We start from the raw sequence: 15,403 nt of genomic DNA on the forward strand, positions 1-15,403 counted from the left end.
GAAAATGCGAATTTATAACATTAAGGTAATCCATATATAAAAGCCTAATTTCTCGTTTACAACACGAGAAATTAGGCTTTAGTTAATTTATTAACTGCTTTGGTTATCCGTAGATCCTGTGCTGAGATTTACATGTCTAAGCATGGTCACAATGATTACTGCTACAACAAACAGTAGAACAGCACTTACTACTGCAACAGTGTTCATACCAAATGTGAAGGCTTCCCGTGCTATAGTTAGCAGTGAATGGCCTAATGAATTTGGAATATCTTTTGAAACTTCTATTGCTCCTGCGATGTTGTCCCGTGCTATTAGTGATGCTCTATTCGGTAGTTCTTGTGGAATTGAGTCGGCCATCCGATTTCTATATACTGCAGTACTGATACTACCTAAAACAGCAAGTCCCAAGGCGAAACCAAATTCGGCGCTAGTCTGAGATAGCCCACCAGCTGATCCTGCCCTCTCAGGTGGCGCTGATCCAATAATCATATTAGGAGATAAGGTCATCAATGGACCTGAGCCAATGGTGGTGAGAGCATAACCGATTACTAATAAAGTCAATCCAGTATTCATTTCCACTTGAGAAAGCAATAAGAGACCTGATACAGAAACGGCAAGTCCTCCCCCAATCAAATAGGCAGGGCGAATTTTCTGTGCAATCATAGGTGATATAAGAAAACTAATCATTTGTGTGCATACTGCAGGAAGCATCCATAAAGCTGTTTGTAAGGGGGGGAGCCCTTTAACTAACTGAAGGTACTGCGTGACAAGCAGCATGATGATACCCAAGAGCATAGTCCCCGCCAGTTGTCCTCCAATCGCTGTGCTTAAGATTCGATCTGAAAATAGTCTTAGATCAAGCAATGGGTTTGTTAACGTACGTTGTCGCTTTACAAAAACGACACTGATCCCCAATCCTGCCAGGATTAACAAGAAGTTCAACAGATTCCACCCATAATTAGCTATTTCCTTGAAACCATAAATTAAAGGTAAAATAGAAGCCAAAGATAGAAAAACGCTAAATAAGTCGAGCCGACCGGCATTTGTATTACGGTATTCAGGTAGAAGTACTGGACCTAGCAAAACTAACACGATCATGGCAGGTACACCAAGCAAAAATACCGACCCCCACCAATAATTCGCTAGTAGAACACCTCCAATCAACGGACCTATTGCGGCCCCTCCCATGAATCCGGCCATCCAGATACTAATAGCGATTCCACGTTGTTTAGAATCGGAGAACATGGTGCTAATCAGAGCTAACGTGGAAGGGGCAATGGTAGCCCCAGCAATTCCGAGCAAAGCTCTAGACATAATTAACATCTCAGGATTTATAGAAAACGCTGACAGAACGGAGGCCAAACCGAACGCCGTTGCCCCAATCAATAGCAACTTGCGCCTGCCGATGCGGTCTCCAAGTGTGCCCATTGTAATTAGGAATCCAGCAAGCATGAATCCATATATATCCATGATCCATATTTGTTCAACACTGCTAGCCTTTAAGTCTATACTAAGGTATGGTAGCGCTAGAACAAGTACAAATAAATCGATGGACACAAGCAAACTGGCAAAGACCAAGACAGCAAGACCAAGCCATTCCTTAGCGTCTGCCTTCTTTTGAATCACTTTCATTGATTTTTCTCTGTCATAGACTCGTGTTTCAACACTTCACCCAGCTTATCCAACATGATCTTCGTACCATGTTCTCGGGCTTCTACTGAATCATGTCCATCGAGGAAAGTGCCCTGTTCAGTAAATATCAACCGAGTCTCTGATTCCTCTTGTTTAAATTCAACAGTGGTCACCGATACAGAGATACGTGTTTCACCCATATCCATGGTGTAAGTATAGACAATGCGCTGATTCGGTACAATTTCTTCATACCGTGCGTTAAATCTGTAAACAGGTCCCCCTGGTGGCCCACCTTGGTTAGTCTCCAGTCCTCCTACACGGAAGTCAAATTCTTTTGCCTTCTGAAACCATTGGGACTTAATAGTTGGGTCCGACCATGCCGCAAAAACACGATCACGATTGGTATTATAAACTCTTTCTACAACAAAGGTATCATGCGTAGCAAATCGATTATTCATTATTTGTTCCTCCTTTTTCCGCATCATTCGGATATCTGACAAGAAAATTGCCGAGTCGGTCTAAATGGCGCTCTACGTTCTTTTGTCTTCCAATAAAATAGGATTGATGACTTTTTTTCATCATACCAAGTAACTTTGTAAAATCTTCAACCGTTACAGTTTTGTTTTTTTGCAAAAGACTTGAGATATTTTGTAGTTCTTTTAATAATTTTTGCTGCTTACTGATATTTTCCTTCAGACGACTTATTTGAAGAGATATCACTTCTTCTGGATTATAGTCCTCCTTATCTAGAACAGATTTGACTTCCTCTAGTGATAGTCCTAATTCCTTTAAGGCAAGAATTTGCTGCAATCGTAAAAGATCTGACTCATTAAATAGCCGGTATCCTCCTTTTGAATAGTCTGATGGAGAATACAAACCAATTTGGTCATAATAACGCAAAGTCCGAATTGTTAATCCTGTCAACTTAGCAAATTCTCCAACTTTCCAGTTATTCTCCTTAGAAATAATCATCCCCTCGTTTCGCGCGTATCTTTTACCGGTATTTCCATAATAAACCATTACGTTACGTTAGAGTCAAGGCTAATAAATTATTATTTCATAATCTTATTTCTACTTTGGAATAAGGTTGGTTAACAATTATCCTCTGATAAGGGGGTAGAACCAGCATCTGAGACTTAAGGGCAACGTAACCATATGATGGAAATGAGCGACAATAAAGTTATTTAATTTTAAAACCGCAAACACACATAACCCCGTCTTAAAACCAAGACGGGGTTAAAATAAAGTTGTTTTATTCCACAATTGCGCCCTTTAATGGAATAACTGGAATTAAAAATTTTTTATTAGGGGTCCAAACAACTAAAAGCTCAAAACATACGTTAAGAGATTGTTTAAAAAACCAAGGATTGCTGAACACCATATTAATATAGGATTTATTAAGGACTATTCCTTTTAAAATGTCCAATAACTCATTCCATAATCAATGTTCAATAACTATTACGATATTAAGTTCCTGAACGTGTCTAATGCGATAGCGTATAAAAACACATAAATTCGCTTGTCGAATTTTGCGATTTCCGCGAAATGTTGTTGAGACCCCTTATTAGCCAGTAATTAAAATGTTAGCATTTTGTAACTGTACTACTGTTGATGTTAGGAATCCGAAAGTATAAACTTTACTTACTTGAGGAGTGATTAAGATGGGAACAGTATCAGTGGATATGCTAAAATTCAAGAAAAAATTATCGACGATTGAGCAATTTGCAATCAAAGATTTCTTGTTTAAATGGGTAGGTGAACCGATAGAAGGACTAGATGATTTTCTGCCACTTGAGTACACAGAAGGCGTCTTTGCGAAGATGGAGACAAAACTGGTACCAGGCTTACTCATTCATGGGGATGAACATTTCAGATATGCGACCATAACAGAATCTAATCAAATTGTTATAGCAGTTTTAGATTCGAATGAAGAGTTAAAACATAGAATTATTTCTCTAGACGAGCTTTTAATTATGTAAGCACTTTTAAGGTGCTTGCCGCAAGCTTTTCTCTACCCAATTTGTTTACTTCCCTGTAAAGTTTTTAATTAATGCTTCAGTTTTATTAAAAAAGATTATTCAACCATCTGCAATGTGTTTACAAGCCTTTGCAATCTCTTCTAAACTTTAATATATGTCCAATTTCCTTTGAAGATGTTGTTGAAGAAAATGGCCCTAAACATAAAGAAAGAGCACAATTCTTGCTAAAGAATCGCACACGATTGCGGAAAATCAAGATAATTATTATTATGACAGCTACTTTAGCTTATTGAACCCGTTAATTCAGTAACCCGTCAAAATCTTAGGTGATTAAATAACCATTGCTGGTAAGATGCGTCTTGGCTTTTGTTTAGGCTGGTTCAAATGCTTCTTAATTCCGCTAACATATCAGCAATTTCTTTTTTCTTATCTGTAAGTTCTTCATCAGGGATCGATTAAAAGTAACGATTAGAGTAGAAAAGAAAGAACTGTCCCTTTAATCTTTTCAGACTTTTAACAGAAGTTTATCCAATTCACGTACTTGATCATATGCTTTTAATAGATATTCAGGGACCAGTATTCTTCCTAATCCCCAAGCATTCTCTTCGATTTCTGCTAACAACTGTTCCTTTTCTTCTTCTTCACCATAAATGAGAGTCTTTAAAACTCGTGTATTTTTCCTAAATTCTAAATAATAACCGAGCTCATGATAAAGAATAATTTTAACAAAGTTTTCATCTGTTTCTCTAATTTTAAAGTTAATTTTGGCGTTATATCCGTTAATTTGTATATAGTTAAACTTGATCGTATTTGTCGATACGTTATAAGTCATCGGTGCAGATAGTTTATCGCTGAATTCAACATTCATATTTAGTTTGAGCTCTTGTAATGTATTTTTAACTATCTTCTCAATATCCCATATATAAAGCATTTTTCTTTACCCCTTCCTAAAAAACATTTTCATCAATCGCAAGAAACCTTTACTTGCTTCAATTTATTATATCCTCACCAAAAAGTGGTTTAATCTATATTGAAGCATTTTATCTTTTTTAGTAATTTCTTAAGCGAGTTTTTAAGTAAGCTTCCTCAGATCCACACAATATGTCATTCTGATTTTAATCTTCTATATGTAACCCTTCTGTTGAATTAAACTACATAAACAAAGTAAATATAAAATTGTTACGTTGAAGTCGTTTTAATATTATAATACGCTGCATAATGTAACAAGAGCCATTTATCATAATTGTTATTGAACTAAATGGGCCGATTGTTGAAAAAAAGCTAATGACGATTGTTCAACTAACCTGCCCCTTTAGCACAAAAAGGAAATGAGCTGCCGCTGCAACTCATTATGTTCTTGAACTCTTGCACCCGTTAGCTTAAGAACATTACTTCACAAACTTTTTCAAGTTTTAAGCTCTTTAAAGAATATTGCATATTACTTTGCATCCTTTTATACGTTGGTCATATAAGCAAATGGATATGCTATCCTACCAGGGCGTGGCACCTTTTGTATTAATTCTATGTTTTTATCCAATTAACGAACACTGTACTTTACGAACGGTGTTCGGTGTGTTATAAATAGAACAATTAATCCAATAATATATAAGTTGTGATAGATGTTAGGAGGAAAAAACAAAGTTGAAAAACGAATTGCGATTATTGCACATGTAAAATTTTATAACTCAACGTGCTGAATAATAATAAAAAACACATTTAATAAAGGAGAATTATGGAAGGGGAACCGAATATGACGGATAGTCGCCGTTCGCGACCAGCAAAAGGACCACTAAGCAAGGAAATCATTGTGAAGACTGCTTATGAACTTTTAGAGTCTGAAGGTATATCAGGTCTTAGTATGCGTAAAATTGCGAAGGTATTAGATACAGGGGCATCTTCTCTATATGTATACGTTAAAAATGCCAATGAATTAAGAGCGTATGTATTTGATTATGGGCTAATGAAAGTTGAAATAACAAATTTGAAAAATGAATCGTGGAAAAAAGAACTATTCGAACTTTTACATTCATATTTTCGAATTCTATTCGACTCTCCTGGAATGTCGGAATTAGCTTTAATGACTATTCCAATTGGTCCAAATTCTTTAGCTATTACTGAACAGATTTTGCATCAATTAAACGTAGGTGGAGTAGATGCAAAAGCATCAGCATGGGGAGTGGATATTTTACTGTTATATGCTGCTTCATTCGCATATGAGCAAGTGGCTCGTAAAGATAAGGGAAGAAACTGTAATGCAGTTCGTACTTCGTTTGAAACATTAGATACAGTTCGATATCCAATGATTGTAAGTTTAAAAGAAGATATGTTATCTGGTGAAGAAGAAAGATTCCAGTGGGGATTAGATGTGATTTTACAAGGGATTTTGCATTCGAAATAATAAACTTTATTTATAAAAAATACAGCGCTAGCCCAAGTCATAATATAGCAAATGCTGCTATTCTTCATAGCGTGGTAATAAATTTATTAAAGTAGGAAGGTACTTAAACTCTCATTGGTTTACCTTGTAAGCGATAAGTATTCAAGTTATACCATGACGCCGACAAGATTACTGGCAAGATAGTTGGGAATCTTGTCGAATACGAAAACAATTTGAAAGGTGATAAATTTTATGAAGGTACTTATTATTGGCGGTACAGGAACTGTAGGAAAAGCGGTTATTGAGGAATTAAACGGACGTCACGAAATCATTGTCGCATCTCGTACTGGAGGGGATATTCAGGTAGATATCGAAAATGAAGCGTCTATTGTCGAAATGTATAAAAAACTACCAAAGCTGGATGCTGTTGTAGTTACAACAGGAGGTAGAGGAGGACATGTCGCTCCGCTCACTGAAATGAGCGTGGAAGATTATCGAGTTGGTCTCGATTCTAAGTTACTTGGACAGGTCAACGTAGTCTTGAAAGGAATTGAATTCATGAATGAAGGAGGCTCATTCACACTGATTGGTGGCGCTTCTGGTGCACAAGATGTTGTTCCGCAGCTTAGTAATTTCTTTATGGTGAATGCTGCACTAGAGGGTTTTGTGACTGCAGCAGCAACCGAATTACCTAAATCTCTACGAATTAATGCTGTCTGTCCTACAGTTATAACTGAATCTATGCCAGCTTTTGGTAGCTACTTCAGAGGTTTTTCTTCGGTTCCATCCAGAGAAATCGCCATGGCATTCAGTAAAAGCATCGAAGGGGTGCAAACAGGACAAAACTATAATCTAAGTTAATTTAAGCTTTCAGTAATGTGTATACATTATAAGCTGAACAAAAACGAAGTTTGCAACTAGACTTCGTTTTTGTTTTATATGAACCTTTTTTACATTCCTTCACAAGCTTGAAACTTATTTACATTTATTATAGGAATGCTGCCCATAGGTCAAACAAGAAAAAGGGGTCGCAACTACAACTCCTTGTTTCGCTCAAGCACCCGTTTATTCAACAAAATATGAATAATTACAACCCGTTATTTCTCCCATAGCTCAACCAGTCTACCTTCAGGATCTTTAATCCAAATAAACTTACCAAATTCACTAATCTCTTTTTTCCTTTACAAGAGGTACACCAATTTGTCCAAGATGCTTAATAGTCTCGTTTAGATTATAAACTTGGAAATTTAACATCACTTGCTGTTCTGTTGGGAAGTAAAGGTCATCTTCAGAAAAGAAAGAAAAGATAGTTTCATTCCCTGAATGGGGTTTAATAATAGTCCCATTCCAATTAAACAAATTCCTTCTTCAACCAATCTGCAAAAAGATGGGATCTCCGAAGAATCCCATCTTAAACTAAAGCCCGATTGCTTAATAACTTTTGAACTAATCACTGAAATCCTTAAATAACGTCTCAATCTCTTTGACATCATAAATGTCTCCATCACTTATGAACTTTTCAATTACTACAGTACCATCTTCCATAAACTCGACTTCCCACCGTTGTCCTGGAACAGCGATTTCAACCATAATAGCTTCATCTCTCACTTTATTAAGCTTATAGAATATACTACTGTCTTCCAATTTATTGAGAAAACTTATTAACTCCTTAATCTCCAATAAAATCACCCCGAATATTACAGTTTGAAGAAGAAAAACGTTTTCTTTTTTCAAGTAAAGCACCCGTTAGCTGAAGAACGAAAGAATTTATATCGGTATTTGTTAATTTTCGGTGCATTTGTTCCAATTAAAAGGCTTTAGTTTAAGCCTAGCTGCATTGTTTTCATATACTGACATAACAACCCAAACTTTACCCTTTTTATGCAATTCCTTCAGCACATTATTTCCGTCGATTCTTTTATAAAGAAAATAACCCTTCGTACCTTCTAAGCCATTCTCTAAGAACAATCTCATTGTTCCAATACTTGAACCTACAAATAAATGCTGTAAGGAAATTTTCTCAGAATGGTCATTAAGGTTATCTCCTACTTTTAAATTTAAGTCATCGTGCGTAAATTCTTGATAGCCAGATAAATCAAGGTTAAAGCTTCTAACAGTATCTTTTAACACTCTGTTATCTCTATCAAGGGTAATATTAATACCTTTTAAAGAAAAGTTTTTGTAATTCTTCTTTAAATTGGTGATTTCCAAAATTCTATCCACATTTACCACCCCTCATATATTATTTTGAGCATATCTTGCAGCTCTTCTAAAGTTATGCCAACCAGTTTTGCTGTATCGATTGCTTCTGTTATTTTTTCTTCAATCATTTTTACTTTGGTTTCTAGAAACATTTCCTTGTTAATTGCTGCAACATACGAGCCTTTTCCAGCGACAGTAACGATAAATCCTTCATTTTCAAGTTCATCATAGGCTCTTTTGGTTGTTATAACACTAATTTTTAGTTCCTTGGCTAGATTCCTAATTGATGGGAGCGATTGAGATTCCAACAAATCTCCTTTAACAATATGTTCTTTTATTTGATTCACAATTTGTATATAGATTGGCTCATCAGAAGAGTTTGAAATTAATATATTCACACCATAACATCCCTCACATAGTTATAACTGTATATAAACAGTATATACAGATGTAACACTGATGTCAAATTCTTCTTTTTTCAATTGCTTACTTGAGTTAATTGTTAATTTTATGATATTAATATAGACTTCCAAGCTATTTGGAGATCTATTAACCAAGCATAGGTTTTACTTTTATAGTTGTACTTTTTTAGTAACCGATGAATAAGAAAAAGGACAAACCTCTGACTAATTACAATTTCTGTTTGCCTTATAAGACAAAGGAAGGAAAGCAAAAAGTCATTACTACTCCTGAACAGCGGTTAGGAATCGCTAAAAAGGTTTTCGACATAAAGGATATTTTAAATGCTAAAATAAATGCAAAAGAGGTGCTAATTGCACCTCTTTTTTAATGGTTATTTTTAATTTTGTACTTCAAATCCGAACCCGTTAACTTAATATTCCACGAGGAATATTTGTACTCTCTTCTTCAACTAAACTGCCACGTTAGTCGAATAAGAAAAAGGCTGCCGAAACAGCCTTACTTCCTGAACTCAAGCACCCGTTAGTTGAAAAAGAATGTCTTAATAATAACGAATATATTAAGCCCAGATACAAGGAAAAATAAATAATTAAGAGGCTTTCGTTTTTCTTGCAAACCCATTATCAATAACATTACTCCTAAGCAGAAAAACATATAAGGCATTACAACAAATCTATCTGTTATTAAAGCATATACCGCTAAAACAAGTCCAAGTAACGCAAAAACTTTTTGTAATATTTTTAACAAAGAATTACCTCCTTAATAAGTTCTCCATTTACTTTATTAATAGTTTATTTCTCCATTTATTTTCTTAATCCTTTTTCAACTAATCTGCCTCGTTAGCACAATAAAAAAAAAGCTGCAGCAACGACAGCACTCTTCTTCAACTCTTGCCCCAATTTGTTTAATTCAGGTTAATCTTTTTTCTTAGCTAAAAAATAGGAACTACTCCCCATTATTATTCCTCCGCCAACCGCAAGAAATATTCCGATTCCAGCCCAATAAACTGATAAATATATACCTAACATAAACATTGCTAATCCAATAATAACGAATAAAACTGTCCCCTTGTTCATATTTTTCCTCCCAAAAATCCTTCTTCCATAATCCTGCCCGTTACTTGAATAAGAAAATAAACATACCATATTTTTCCTATAATAACTTAATTCTACAACATCTATAAAAACTCCTTCTTCAACTATCCTGCCTCGTTAGTCGAATAAGAAATAAAGATCGTAGCAGCGATCATTCCTGAACTCAAGCACCCTTAATTTCAATAAGGTCATTCATCAAAAGACGAGTCTAAAACTTCCATAAGCAACAGTCCCATAGCGACCTGAACCAAAATCTCCGTACTCTTTCTGTTTTTTCCCATTTCTACTAAAATAGGTAGTTAGTGACTACTTGAAATACCATAAGCATAGGGAAGTGATCGTGAGAGCTGCCCAAATACCCATGTTTATTTTATTCGAATTCTTGCCAGCTTTATTTGTTACAATGAATGATGCAACTGAACCAACTGCTAAAAGTAATACCATGATTGCAAAATTACTCATGATCTGTTCCCCTCCCCCCTATTTTGAAGATTAAGTATATTTATCCAGATTATAACATCATTTTTCAGAAAATAGAAAGAAATGAAAGACCTCCCATACTTCCGCCCAAAAAATTTCAAAGATGTATAGTGACAAATTTGTTAATACTATTATGCGGGGGCGGACTGGAAATGAAAGTACCCTTTTAGGGGCCACCCAAGGGTACTCTTTTGTTTTCGAATGTAATAAAAAGGGGAGGATCCAATATTATTTACTTTCTGTTCTCTTCTTGAACTATCGCACCCTATAGTTCAAGTGCATTTTTTCACAATCTCTTTTTTTGAAACGGGAACAGACGAAAAACAAAGATATCAACTTTTATACAAGAATACATTCTACACTTAGACCATCATTATATAGTTCTGCAATATCTCAAAGTTACATAACTTTCATTATCCATATTAGCGAAACTAGTTTGTTCCTGGACAAATTGAAATTGTCTTGCCTCATAAAAAGGGATTCCTTTTGCATTTCCTTTGGCAACTGAAACCCACTGCTTTATTGCACCATTACTTCTTTGAATCTCTGTTATGGCTTGTAAAATCTTTGTCCCAATTCCCTCTCCCCGACGGTTTGGGTCTAAATAAAGCACGAATATTTCACTTTGGTCTTTGCTGATAAGACCACCACCTATTGCTCCAACAACGATGTTTTCTTCTGTCGCTACATACCATCCATCCCAGCCACTATTTGTATGTGTTACTTCATTATGAATCCGTTCATAATTGTAAAATTCATTGATAATTCTTTCTATATATTCATTTGAATGTGTTTCCATATATGTATCTCTATAACCTTCTGAACAGACCTTGATAATTCCGTTTATATGTTCAATCTCAGCCTTTTTCACTTCTATCATAAAAAACACCCCATTTTGTCACTAGTCTGTTATGTACTTTGTTTGGACAGAGTTACTTAATGTAGGAACTGAAAGTAATTCGGTTAATCTGCTTAAATATAAATAATGCTTATCACTTCGTAACGATTCAGGTATTGTTACACCTTTATGAATCATTTCTAACATCGGCGAGGTAAGAAGAACTTCAACAATTAGTAAGCCTGATTCTTCAAAGTTTATTTTGAAACCTGCAAATACGTCTTGTTTTATGTCTTTAACTGTTTGAATAACATTTTGTAACTTAATACCGCTAATTGTTATTTTTATTAAAGGAAAACACTTTACCATAGGATTCTCCACTAACTTTCTATTCCTATAATCATAAACGAAATAGAACATATCCTCATATTGTTTCAGTTTTTGTAGTTCATTAGTTAGAAAGTAATATTGGTCAGTAAGTCCAGCAGATAATGGTGACTCTTCTTCACCAACAAATAAGGTCAGATTTTCTGGGGAAGGAATTGATATCGTTGTTATTGAGTTTTTTGAAAAGTTGGAGGCAAATTCCATTATTTCATTTAGCTGATGATTTGATAATTCACCTTTATGGATACCTATCAAGTATTGGTTCATATTAAATACACTCCTTATATACTTACTAATTAAATATGATGTGTATAATGGAAAATCCTTCTTAAACTAAACTGCCATTTACTTCAATAAGAAAAAAACATCCCTTATTAAAGGAATGCACCAGTTAGCTTATTTCACAATGTTATTATATTTTTTTTCTTTATACCTTTTTATCGCATAGTAACTCAAGTAAAATATCACTACATAAATAACCCATCCAAGAATACTGCCGCTATGAATATTAATACCATTAGCACGAAGACACGCTAAAGTTAAAACTGAAAGAACAACAGAAATTAGTGAAGAAATTAATACATCTTTAGAAGTCATATCCTTCTTGGTTGGTTCCCCTTTTTCAAAAAAAAATTCTAAAATTCGCATTAGCATTAATTACACCGCCTTTATTTAAAATAGCTTTAATAAATCCAATCCTTTTTATATTCTTAATTCCCATTATATTGCATTTTTTGATTTTTAAAAATTAATATTATTGTCAAATTACTTACTATCTTTATTCAACTATCCTGCCACGTTAGTTCAATAATTTGAACAAAAAAAGCGTAAATCCTATTTGTGAGGCCCCCTATTATTTATTGCATAACTTCACAAGTTAAGGACACAAGCAAATTCATAACAAAATTGCCCCAACTTAGATAACTTTTTCCAACCCTTTAAGGTATTATAATATTGAGGTGTTTAACATGAAATTTAAATTCGAACCTGCTGGATTAAAGCAAGAAATAAAAGATTTACTTAAGTTTTGTGAAGAGCATAAAATAGATTGTTATTTTGATGGTGAAGAATTTAGTGAGATTGATGATGATGATGATCATCATTATCATGATGATGATGATGATGAATTTTTATTTAATTACGAATTGGATACTGAAGTCTATTTACCACGTGTTGAATATGATATAGATCCTTCTCCGCTTTCTCATATTTTAGAAATAATAGATGAGGCAAAGGATTGTAGATTAATTGACGACTCAAAATTGATAAGTGGAAATAAAGCATTAATTCGAATATCTACTGATAAGAGGTCTGTACTACATGATTTAAATGATATAAGTACAGAAATATTTATTTCTGATAAAAAATTTGAGATTGACATGATTGATGGTATTACAAGTTTTCACATTAAATTAACAATAGAGAATATGTACAATAAATATGTCCCTCCATATGATGATAATGATTTGTTCATTCAAATTATTTCAAACCAACAAATAGAAGAGAAGGACCTAAATATCATTTTTGATTCTTATAGTTTTGAACTTAAGTCGACTTTAAATTTAGAAATTGATGAAAGTCCTTGGGTTTATGAGTTATGGGATGATGAAGATAATGAAGATTTAGATAAAAGCATAAAGCTAAGACCCTTACTTTATGGGAAAGGGGTTCCAGAGTTATTAGCTCTCTACAATTCATCAAATACGAACTCTTTGCCTGAACAGAGAATTTTAACTTATTGTAGGGTTATTGAATATGTTTCCCAAACAGTGATAAGAAAAGATCTTATTGAAAAGACAGTAACAAAGCTGTCTAGTTCGAGAGTCTTGACGCCTGATGCAAACTACGTTTTAGAGTTAGGGAGAATATTTGAAGATCATAGAAGTCAGAAGAAAGATTATCTTGCATTTAAAATAACAATTGGAACCTGTTCTGACCTTTATGAATTAGTAAACTATGCACCTAAATTCCTAAAGAAAACAAACAAAATAAGATTAGAAACCAATAATGATGAACAGCAAAAAGCATTGGACGAAATCGCAAGTTCAATTTCCTCTACTAGAAATATGTTTGCTCATGCAAAAACAAATTATGAACTGAAAGGTGACGAATGTCCTCCTGATCAGTTATTCGAGTTTTCCCTACTAATAGATAAAGTTGCCCAACAAGTTATTAGATGGTTTTCTAGACAACATGAAGATACAAGGATTATATAAAAATAAGACTACACTATAAGTTAAATATATTTAAGATGAATTATTACCGAAGAATAAAGCCTGTACACTAGATTACAAAGTAATCACAGCTACAGGCTTTTTAATAGTGTCTTCAAAAAACTAATTCACCTAATTATTGAAGAAGTCTTATTAAACTATTCTGCCCAGTTAGTGGAACAAAAAAAGAGTAGCCGCAGCGACTCTTTTATAAACTCTCGCACCCAGTTAGTTGTACAACATTATTTAAATATCACCTTTTTAAAATAAACCTTTGGGGAGGACCATAGGATTGTTCTCCCTGAAAATATACTAGTTTATTGGGGATACAAGAAATGATGAATGGCATTCCACACCATATTAATTTTTCTAATACTTCAGCTAGCGGCAACTCTTTCCCGTCCATATCACTTATTATCGAGGTCATTACATAGCACATTTTTCCCGCACCTTGTTTTCTTAGTATCTTTTCGATTACTTCTGGGTCTGAATTAGGTTTTGGTATCTCAAAAATTAAATCTTTACGAAAACAATCTAAAGGGTCTGTTATTCTTGCTATCCTACTATGACGGTACTTGTTTGAAGTTAATTCGAATAAAGTCCTTTGTTGAATGCCTTTTATGAAAAACGTTTTAACAACGATTTCTTCGATTTCCTTGTTCATCCCAACCCCTCCCACAACTTAATGTTACCATAAAACACCATATGTGGCGGGTGGTTCTTATTGAACTAAACTGCCACTTTAGTTGAAATACAAAAAAGATGGGATCTGGCATTAATCCCATCTTTAAGTATATTTAGTTCACATTTTTCTCGAAAGACGACATTAATAACTCATGTCTAATTTTGTAATCATTTGTCGAATCTGTTTCAATATTTTATAAATCTTTTATAATATTTGAGGTGACATTTTAACTATCATTTTCCTAGGAGTTTAGTCTAAGTATGAACAATTGTTTTTTAGAAATATCCCTTTTAAAACTTATAAATGAAAAAAAGAAAAAGCTTATAAAAATAGCTGAGAAGAACGGAATTAACAGTTCATCAACTGTAGCATGTAGCCAAGAGTTAGATAGTTTACTTAACGAATTTAGGAAGTTAAAAACTAATAACAAAATCAATCCATAAGAGATCTTTAGTGGATAATTTTATATTTAATTACTTCGCAATATAGGTCAATTGCGAAGTTAATAAACAACTTCTTCTTCAACAATTCTGCCCCTTTAGTACAAGAAGCAAAAAGATCGCCGCAGCGATCTCCATCTTTAAATCTTGCACCCGATAGTTTAAGAAGAAATGTTTAAAGTTGGAGATCTAAATCATTTAAAGTCCCTTTCAATATTTATCTGATTTTCTCCGCCAACTCTAAAATAATTCCCTCTGGACCACGGACGTAGCATAACTTATAACTTTCTTCATATTGCTGTATCTCACTAAAGATTTCCGTGCCCTTCTTTTTCAACTTTGAAACAATAGCTTCAATATCTTCAACAGCAAAACAAATATGTCGGATACCCAGCGTATTTGCAAAAGGTTGCTGAATATCTTTTTCATCTGACGGCGTATAAAATTTGACTAGCTCTATCCATGCCTGACCATCTGGCATCCCCAATCCTACACATGCCGTTTTAACATCATTAAGCCCAACTATTCTGTCCAATTGTTCTCCATCCAATTCCCATTCCGCTTGCACTTCAAGTCCTAAATCAAGAAAAAACGCTTTAGCCTCTGAAAGATCATTTACGTTTATACTCACATGATCTATTCTATTGATCTTCATA

General features: G+C 34.2%; 21 protein-coding genes and 1 pseudogene. 6 read left to right on the top strand and 16 right to left on the bottom strand.

The window, feature by feature from the left end:
• Window positions 1-90 precede the first annotated feature (90 nt).
• From BN1082_RS16030 to BN1082_RS16040, 3 genes are read right to left on the bottom strand one after another with little or no spacing between them, the layout of a single operon-like run.
• Window positions 91-1,632, bottom strand: a complete 1,542-nt coding sequence (locus BN1082_RS16030) for an MFS transporter (protein WP_090635677.1) — start codon at window positions 1,630-1,632, stop codon at window positions 91-93.
• Window positions 1,629-2,090, bottom strand: coding sequence for an SRPBCC family protein (locus BN1082_RS16035; protein ID WP_090635680.1), 462 nt, complete (start codon window positions 2,088-2,090; stop codon window positions 1,629-1,631). The genes BN1082_RS16030 and BN1082_RS16035 overlap by 4 nt, the downstream gene beginning before the upstream one ends.
• Window positions 2,083-2,604: a MerR family transcriptional regulator gene (locus BN1082_RS16040; RefSeq protein WP_090635683.1), complete on the bottom strand. Its 522-nt coding sequence runs from the start codon at window positions 2,602-2,604 to the stop codon at window positions 2,083-2,085. The genes BN1082_RS16035 and BN1082_RS16040 overlap by 8 nt, the downstream gene beginning before the upstream one ends.
• A gap of 689 nt (window positions 2,605-3,293) precedes the next feature.
• Here BN1082_RS16040 and BN1082_RS16045 point away from each other — a divergent pair.
• The gene (locus BN1082_RS16045; protein WP_090635686.1) at window positions 3,294-3,611 is read left to right on the top strand and encodes a hypothetical protein; all 318 of its coding nucleotides are present in this window, start codon (window positions 3,294-3,296) and stop codon (window positions 3,609-3,611) included.
• Between the two features lie 505 nt (window positions 3,612-4,116).
• On the opposite strand, the gene BN1082_RS16050 is transcribed toward BN1082_RS16045, so the two are convergent.
• Window positions 4,117-4,542 (bottom strand): hypothetical protein, encoded by a 426-nt coding sequence (locus BN1082_RS16050; protein WP_090635689.1) that lies wholly within the window; start codon window positions 4,540-4,542, stop codon window positions 4,117-4,119.
• An 801-nt stretch (window positions 4,543-5,343) separates the two neighbouring features.
• Here BN1082_RS16050 and BN1082_RS16055 point away from each other — a divergent pair.
• Both BN1082_RS16055 and BN1082_RS16060 read left to right on the top strand, forming a co-directional pair.
• Window positions 5,344-6,009: a TetR/AcrR family transcriptional regulator gene (locus BN1082_RS16055; protein ID WP_090635692.1), complete on the top strand. Its 666-nt coding sequence runs from the start codon at window positions 5,344-5,346 to the stop codon at window positions 6,007-6,009.
• 219 nt (window positions 6,010-6,228) lie between these two features.
• Window positions 6,229-6,849, top strand: coding sequence for a short chain dehydrogenase (locus BN1082_RS16060; protein ID WP_218055163.1), 621 nt, complete (start codon window positions 6,229-6,231; stop codon window positions 6,847-6,849).
• 236 nt (window positions 6,850-7,085) lie between these two features.
• Here the strand turns inward: BN1082_RS16060 and BN1082_RS16065 are convergent.
• From BN1082_RS16065 to BN1082_RS16080, 4 genes and pseudogenes are all read right to left on the bottom strand, one after another.
• Window positions 7,086-7,341 (bottom strand): annotated as a pseudogene (locus tag BN1082_RS16065) (VOC family protein); the annotation flags it as partial.
• 93 nt (window positions 7,342-7,434) lie between these two features.
• Window positions 7,435-7,596 carry a hypothetical protein gene (locus tag BN1082_RS16070; RefSeq protein WP_245640456.1) on the bottom strand — a complete coding sequence of 54 codons (162 nt, stop codon included), beginning with the start codon at window positions 7,594-7,596 and terminating at the stop codon, window positions 7,435-7,437.
• Window positions 7,597-7,770: 174 nt separating this feature from the next.
• Window positions 7,771-8,211: a hypothetical protein gene (locus BN1082_RS16075; RefSeq protein WP_245640457.1), complete on the bottom strand. Its 441-nt coding sequence runs from the start codon at window positions 8,209-8,211 to the stop codon at window positions 7,771-7,773.
• A gap of 2 nt (window positions 8,212-8,213) precedes the next feature.
• Entirely contained in the window at window positions 8,214-8,588 is a 375-nt protein-coding gene (locus BN1082_RS16080; protein ID WP_090635697.1) for a GntR family transcriptional regulator, read from the bottom strand.
• 245 nt (window positions 8,589-8,833) lie between these two features.
• Between BN1082_RS16080 and BN1082_RS27660 the strand changes: the two genes are divergently transcribed.
• A complete protein-coding gene (locus tag BN1082_RS27660) occupies window positions 8,834-8,980 on the top strand; it encodes a hypothetical protein (RefSeq protein WP_176699828.1) in 147 nt (48 codons plus the stop codon).
• Between the two features lie 152 nt (window positions 8,981-9,132).
• Here the strand turns inward: BN1082_RS27660 and BN1082_RS16090 are convergent, their stop codons facing one another.
• The 6 genes from BN1082_RS16090 to BN1082_RS16105 all read right to left on the bottom strand — a co-directional run bounded on the left by BN1082_RS16090 (window position 9,133) and on the right by BN1082_RS16105 (window position 12,063).
• Window positions 9,133-9,357 carry a hypothetical protein gene (locus BN1082_RS16090; RefSeq protein WP_090635702.1) on the bottom strand — a complete coding sequence of 75 codons (225 nt, stop codon included), beginning with the start codon at window positions 9,355-9,357 and terminating at the stop codon, window positions 9,133-9,135.
• Window positions 9,358-9,524: 167 nt separating this feature from the next.
• Window positions 9,525-9,686, bottom strand: a complete 162-nt coding sequence (locus tag BN1082_RS27665) for a hypothetical protein (RefSeq protein ID WP_176699829.1) — start codon at window positions 9,684-9,686, stop codon at window positions 9,525-9,527.
• Window positions 9,687-10,010: 324 nt separating this feature from the next.
• A complete protein-coding gene (locus BN1082_RS27670) occupies window positions 10,011-10,166 on the bottom strand; it encodes a hypothetical protein (protein WP_176699830.1) in 156 nt (51 codons plus the stop codon).
• A 391-nt stretch (window positions 10,167-10,557) separates the two neighbouring features.
• The gene (locus BN1082_RS16095) at window positions 10,558-11,064 is read right to left on the bottom strand and encodes a GNAT family N-acetyltransferase (RefSeq protein ID WP_090635705.1); all 507 of its coding nucleotides are present in this window, start codon (window positions 11,062-11,064) and stop codon (window positions 10,558-10,560) included.
• 21 nt (window positions 11,065-11,085) lie between these two features.
• Complete coding sequence (locus BN1082_RS16100) at window positions 11,086-11,676, bottom strand: hypothetical protein (protein ID WP_090635708.1); 591 nt, start codon at window positions 11,674-11,676, stop codon at window positions 11,086-11,088.
• A 129-nt stretch (window positions 11,677-11,805) separates the two neighbouring features.
• Window positions 11,806-12,063 carry a hypothetical protein gene (locus tag BN1082_RS16105; protein WP_090635711.1) on the bottom strand — a complete coding sequence of 86 codons (258 nt, stop codon included), beginning with the start codon at window positions 12,061-12,063 and terminating at the stop codon, window positions 11,806-11,808.
• A gap of 314 nt (window positions 12,064-12,377) precedes the next feature.
• On the opposite strand from BN1082_RS16105, the gene BN1082_RS16110 reads away from it, so the two are divergent.
• The gene (locus BN1082_RS16110) at window positions 12,378-13,625 is read left to right on the top strand and encodes a hypothetical protein (protein ID WP_090635714.1); all 1,248 of its coding nucleotides are present in this window, start codon (window positions 12,378-12,380) and stop codon (window positions 13,623-13,625) included.
• Window positions 13,626-13,875: 250 nt separating this feature from the next.
• Here the strand turns inward: BN1082_RS16110 and BN1082_RS28260 are convergent, their stop codons facing one another.
• Complete coding sequence (locus BN1082_RS28260) at window positions 13,876-14,286, bottom strand: hypothetical protein (protein ID WP_245640458.1); 411 nt, start codon at window positions 14,284-14,286, stop codon at window positions 13,876-13,878.
• Between the two features lie 281 nt (window positions 14,287-14,567).
• Here BN1082_RS28260 and BN1082_RS16120 point away from each other — a divergent pair, with 281 nt between their 5' ends.
• The gene (locus BN1082_RS16120) at window positions 14,568-14,750 is read left to right on the top strand and encodes an aspartyl-phosphate phosphatase Spo0E family protein (RefSeq protein WP_090635717.1); all 183 of its coding nucleotides are present in this window, start codon (window positions 14,568-14,570) and stop codon (window positions 14,748-14,750) included.
• Window positions 14,751-14,964: 214 nt separating this feature from the next.
• Here BN1082_RS16120 and BN1082_RS16125 read toward each other — a convergent pair whose 3' ends face one another.
• Window positions 14,965-15,402: a VOC family protein gene (locus tag BN1082_RS16125; RefSeq protein WP_090635720.1), complete on the bottom strand. Its 438-nt coding sequence runs from the start codon at window positions 15,400-15,402 to the stop codon at window positions 14,965-14,967.
• Window position 15,403: the final 1 nt, after the last annotated feature.

It is taken from the genome of Neobacillus massiliamazoniensis, from assembly GCF_001048695.1.
GTDB classification, from domain to species: Bacteria; Bacillota; Bacilli; order Bacillales; family Cytobacillaceae; genus Neobacillus; species Neobacillus massiliamazoniensis.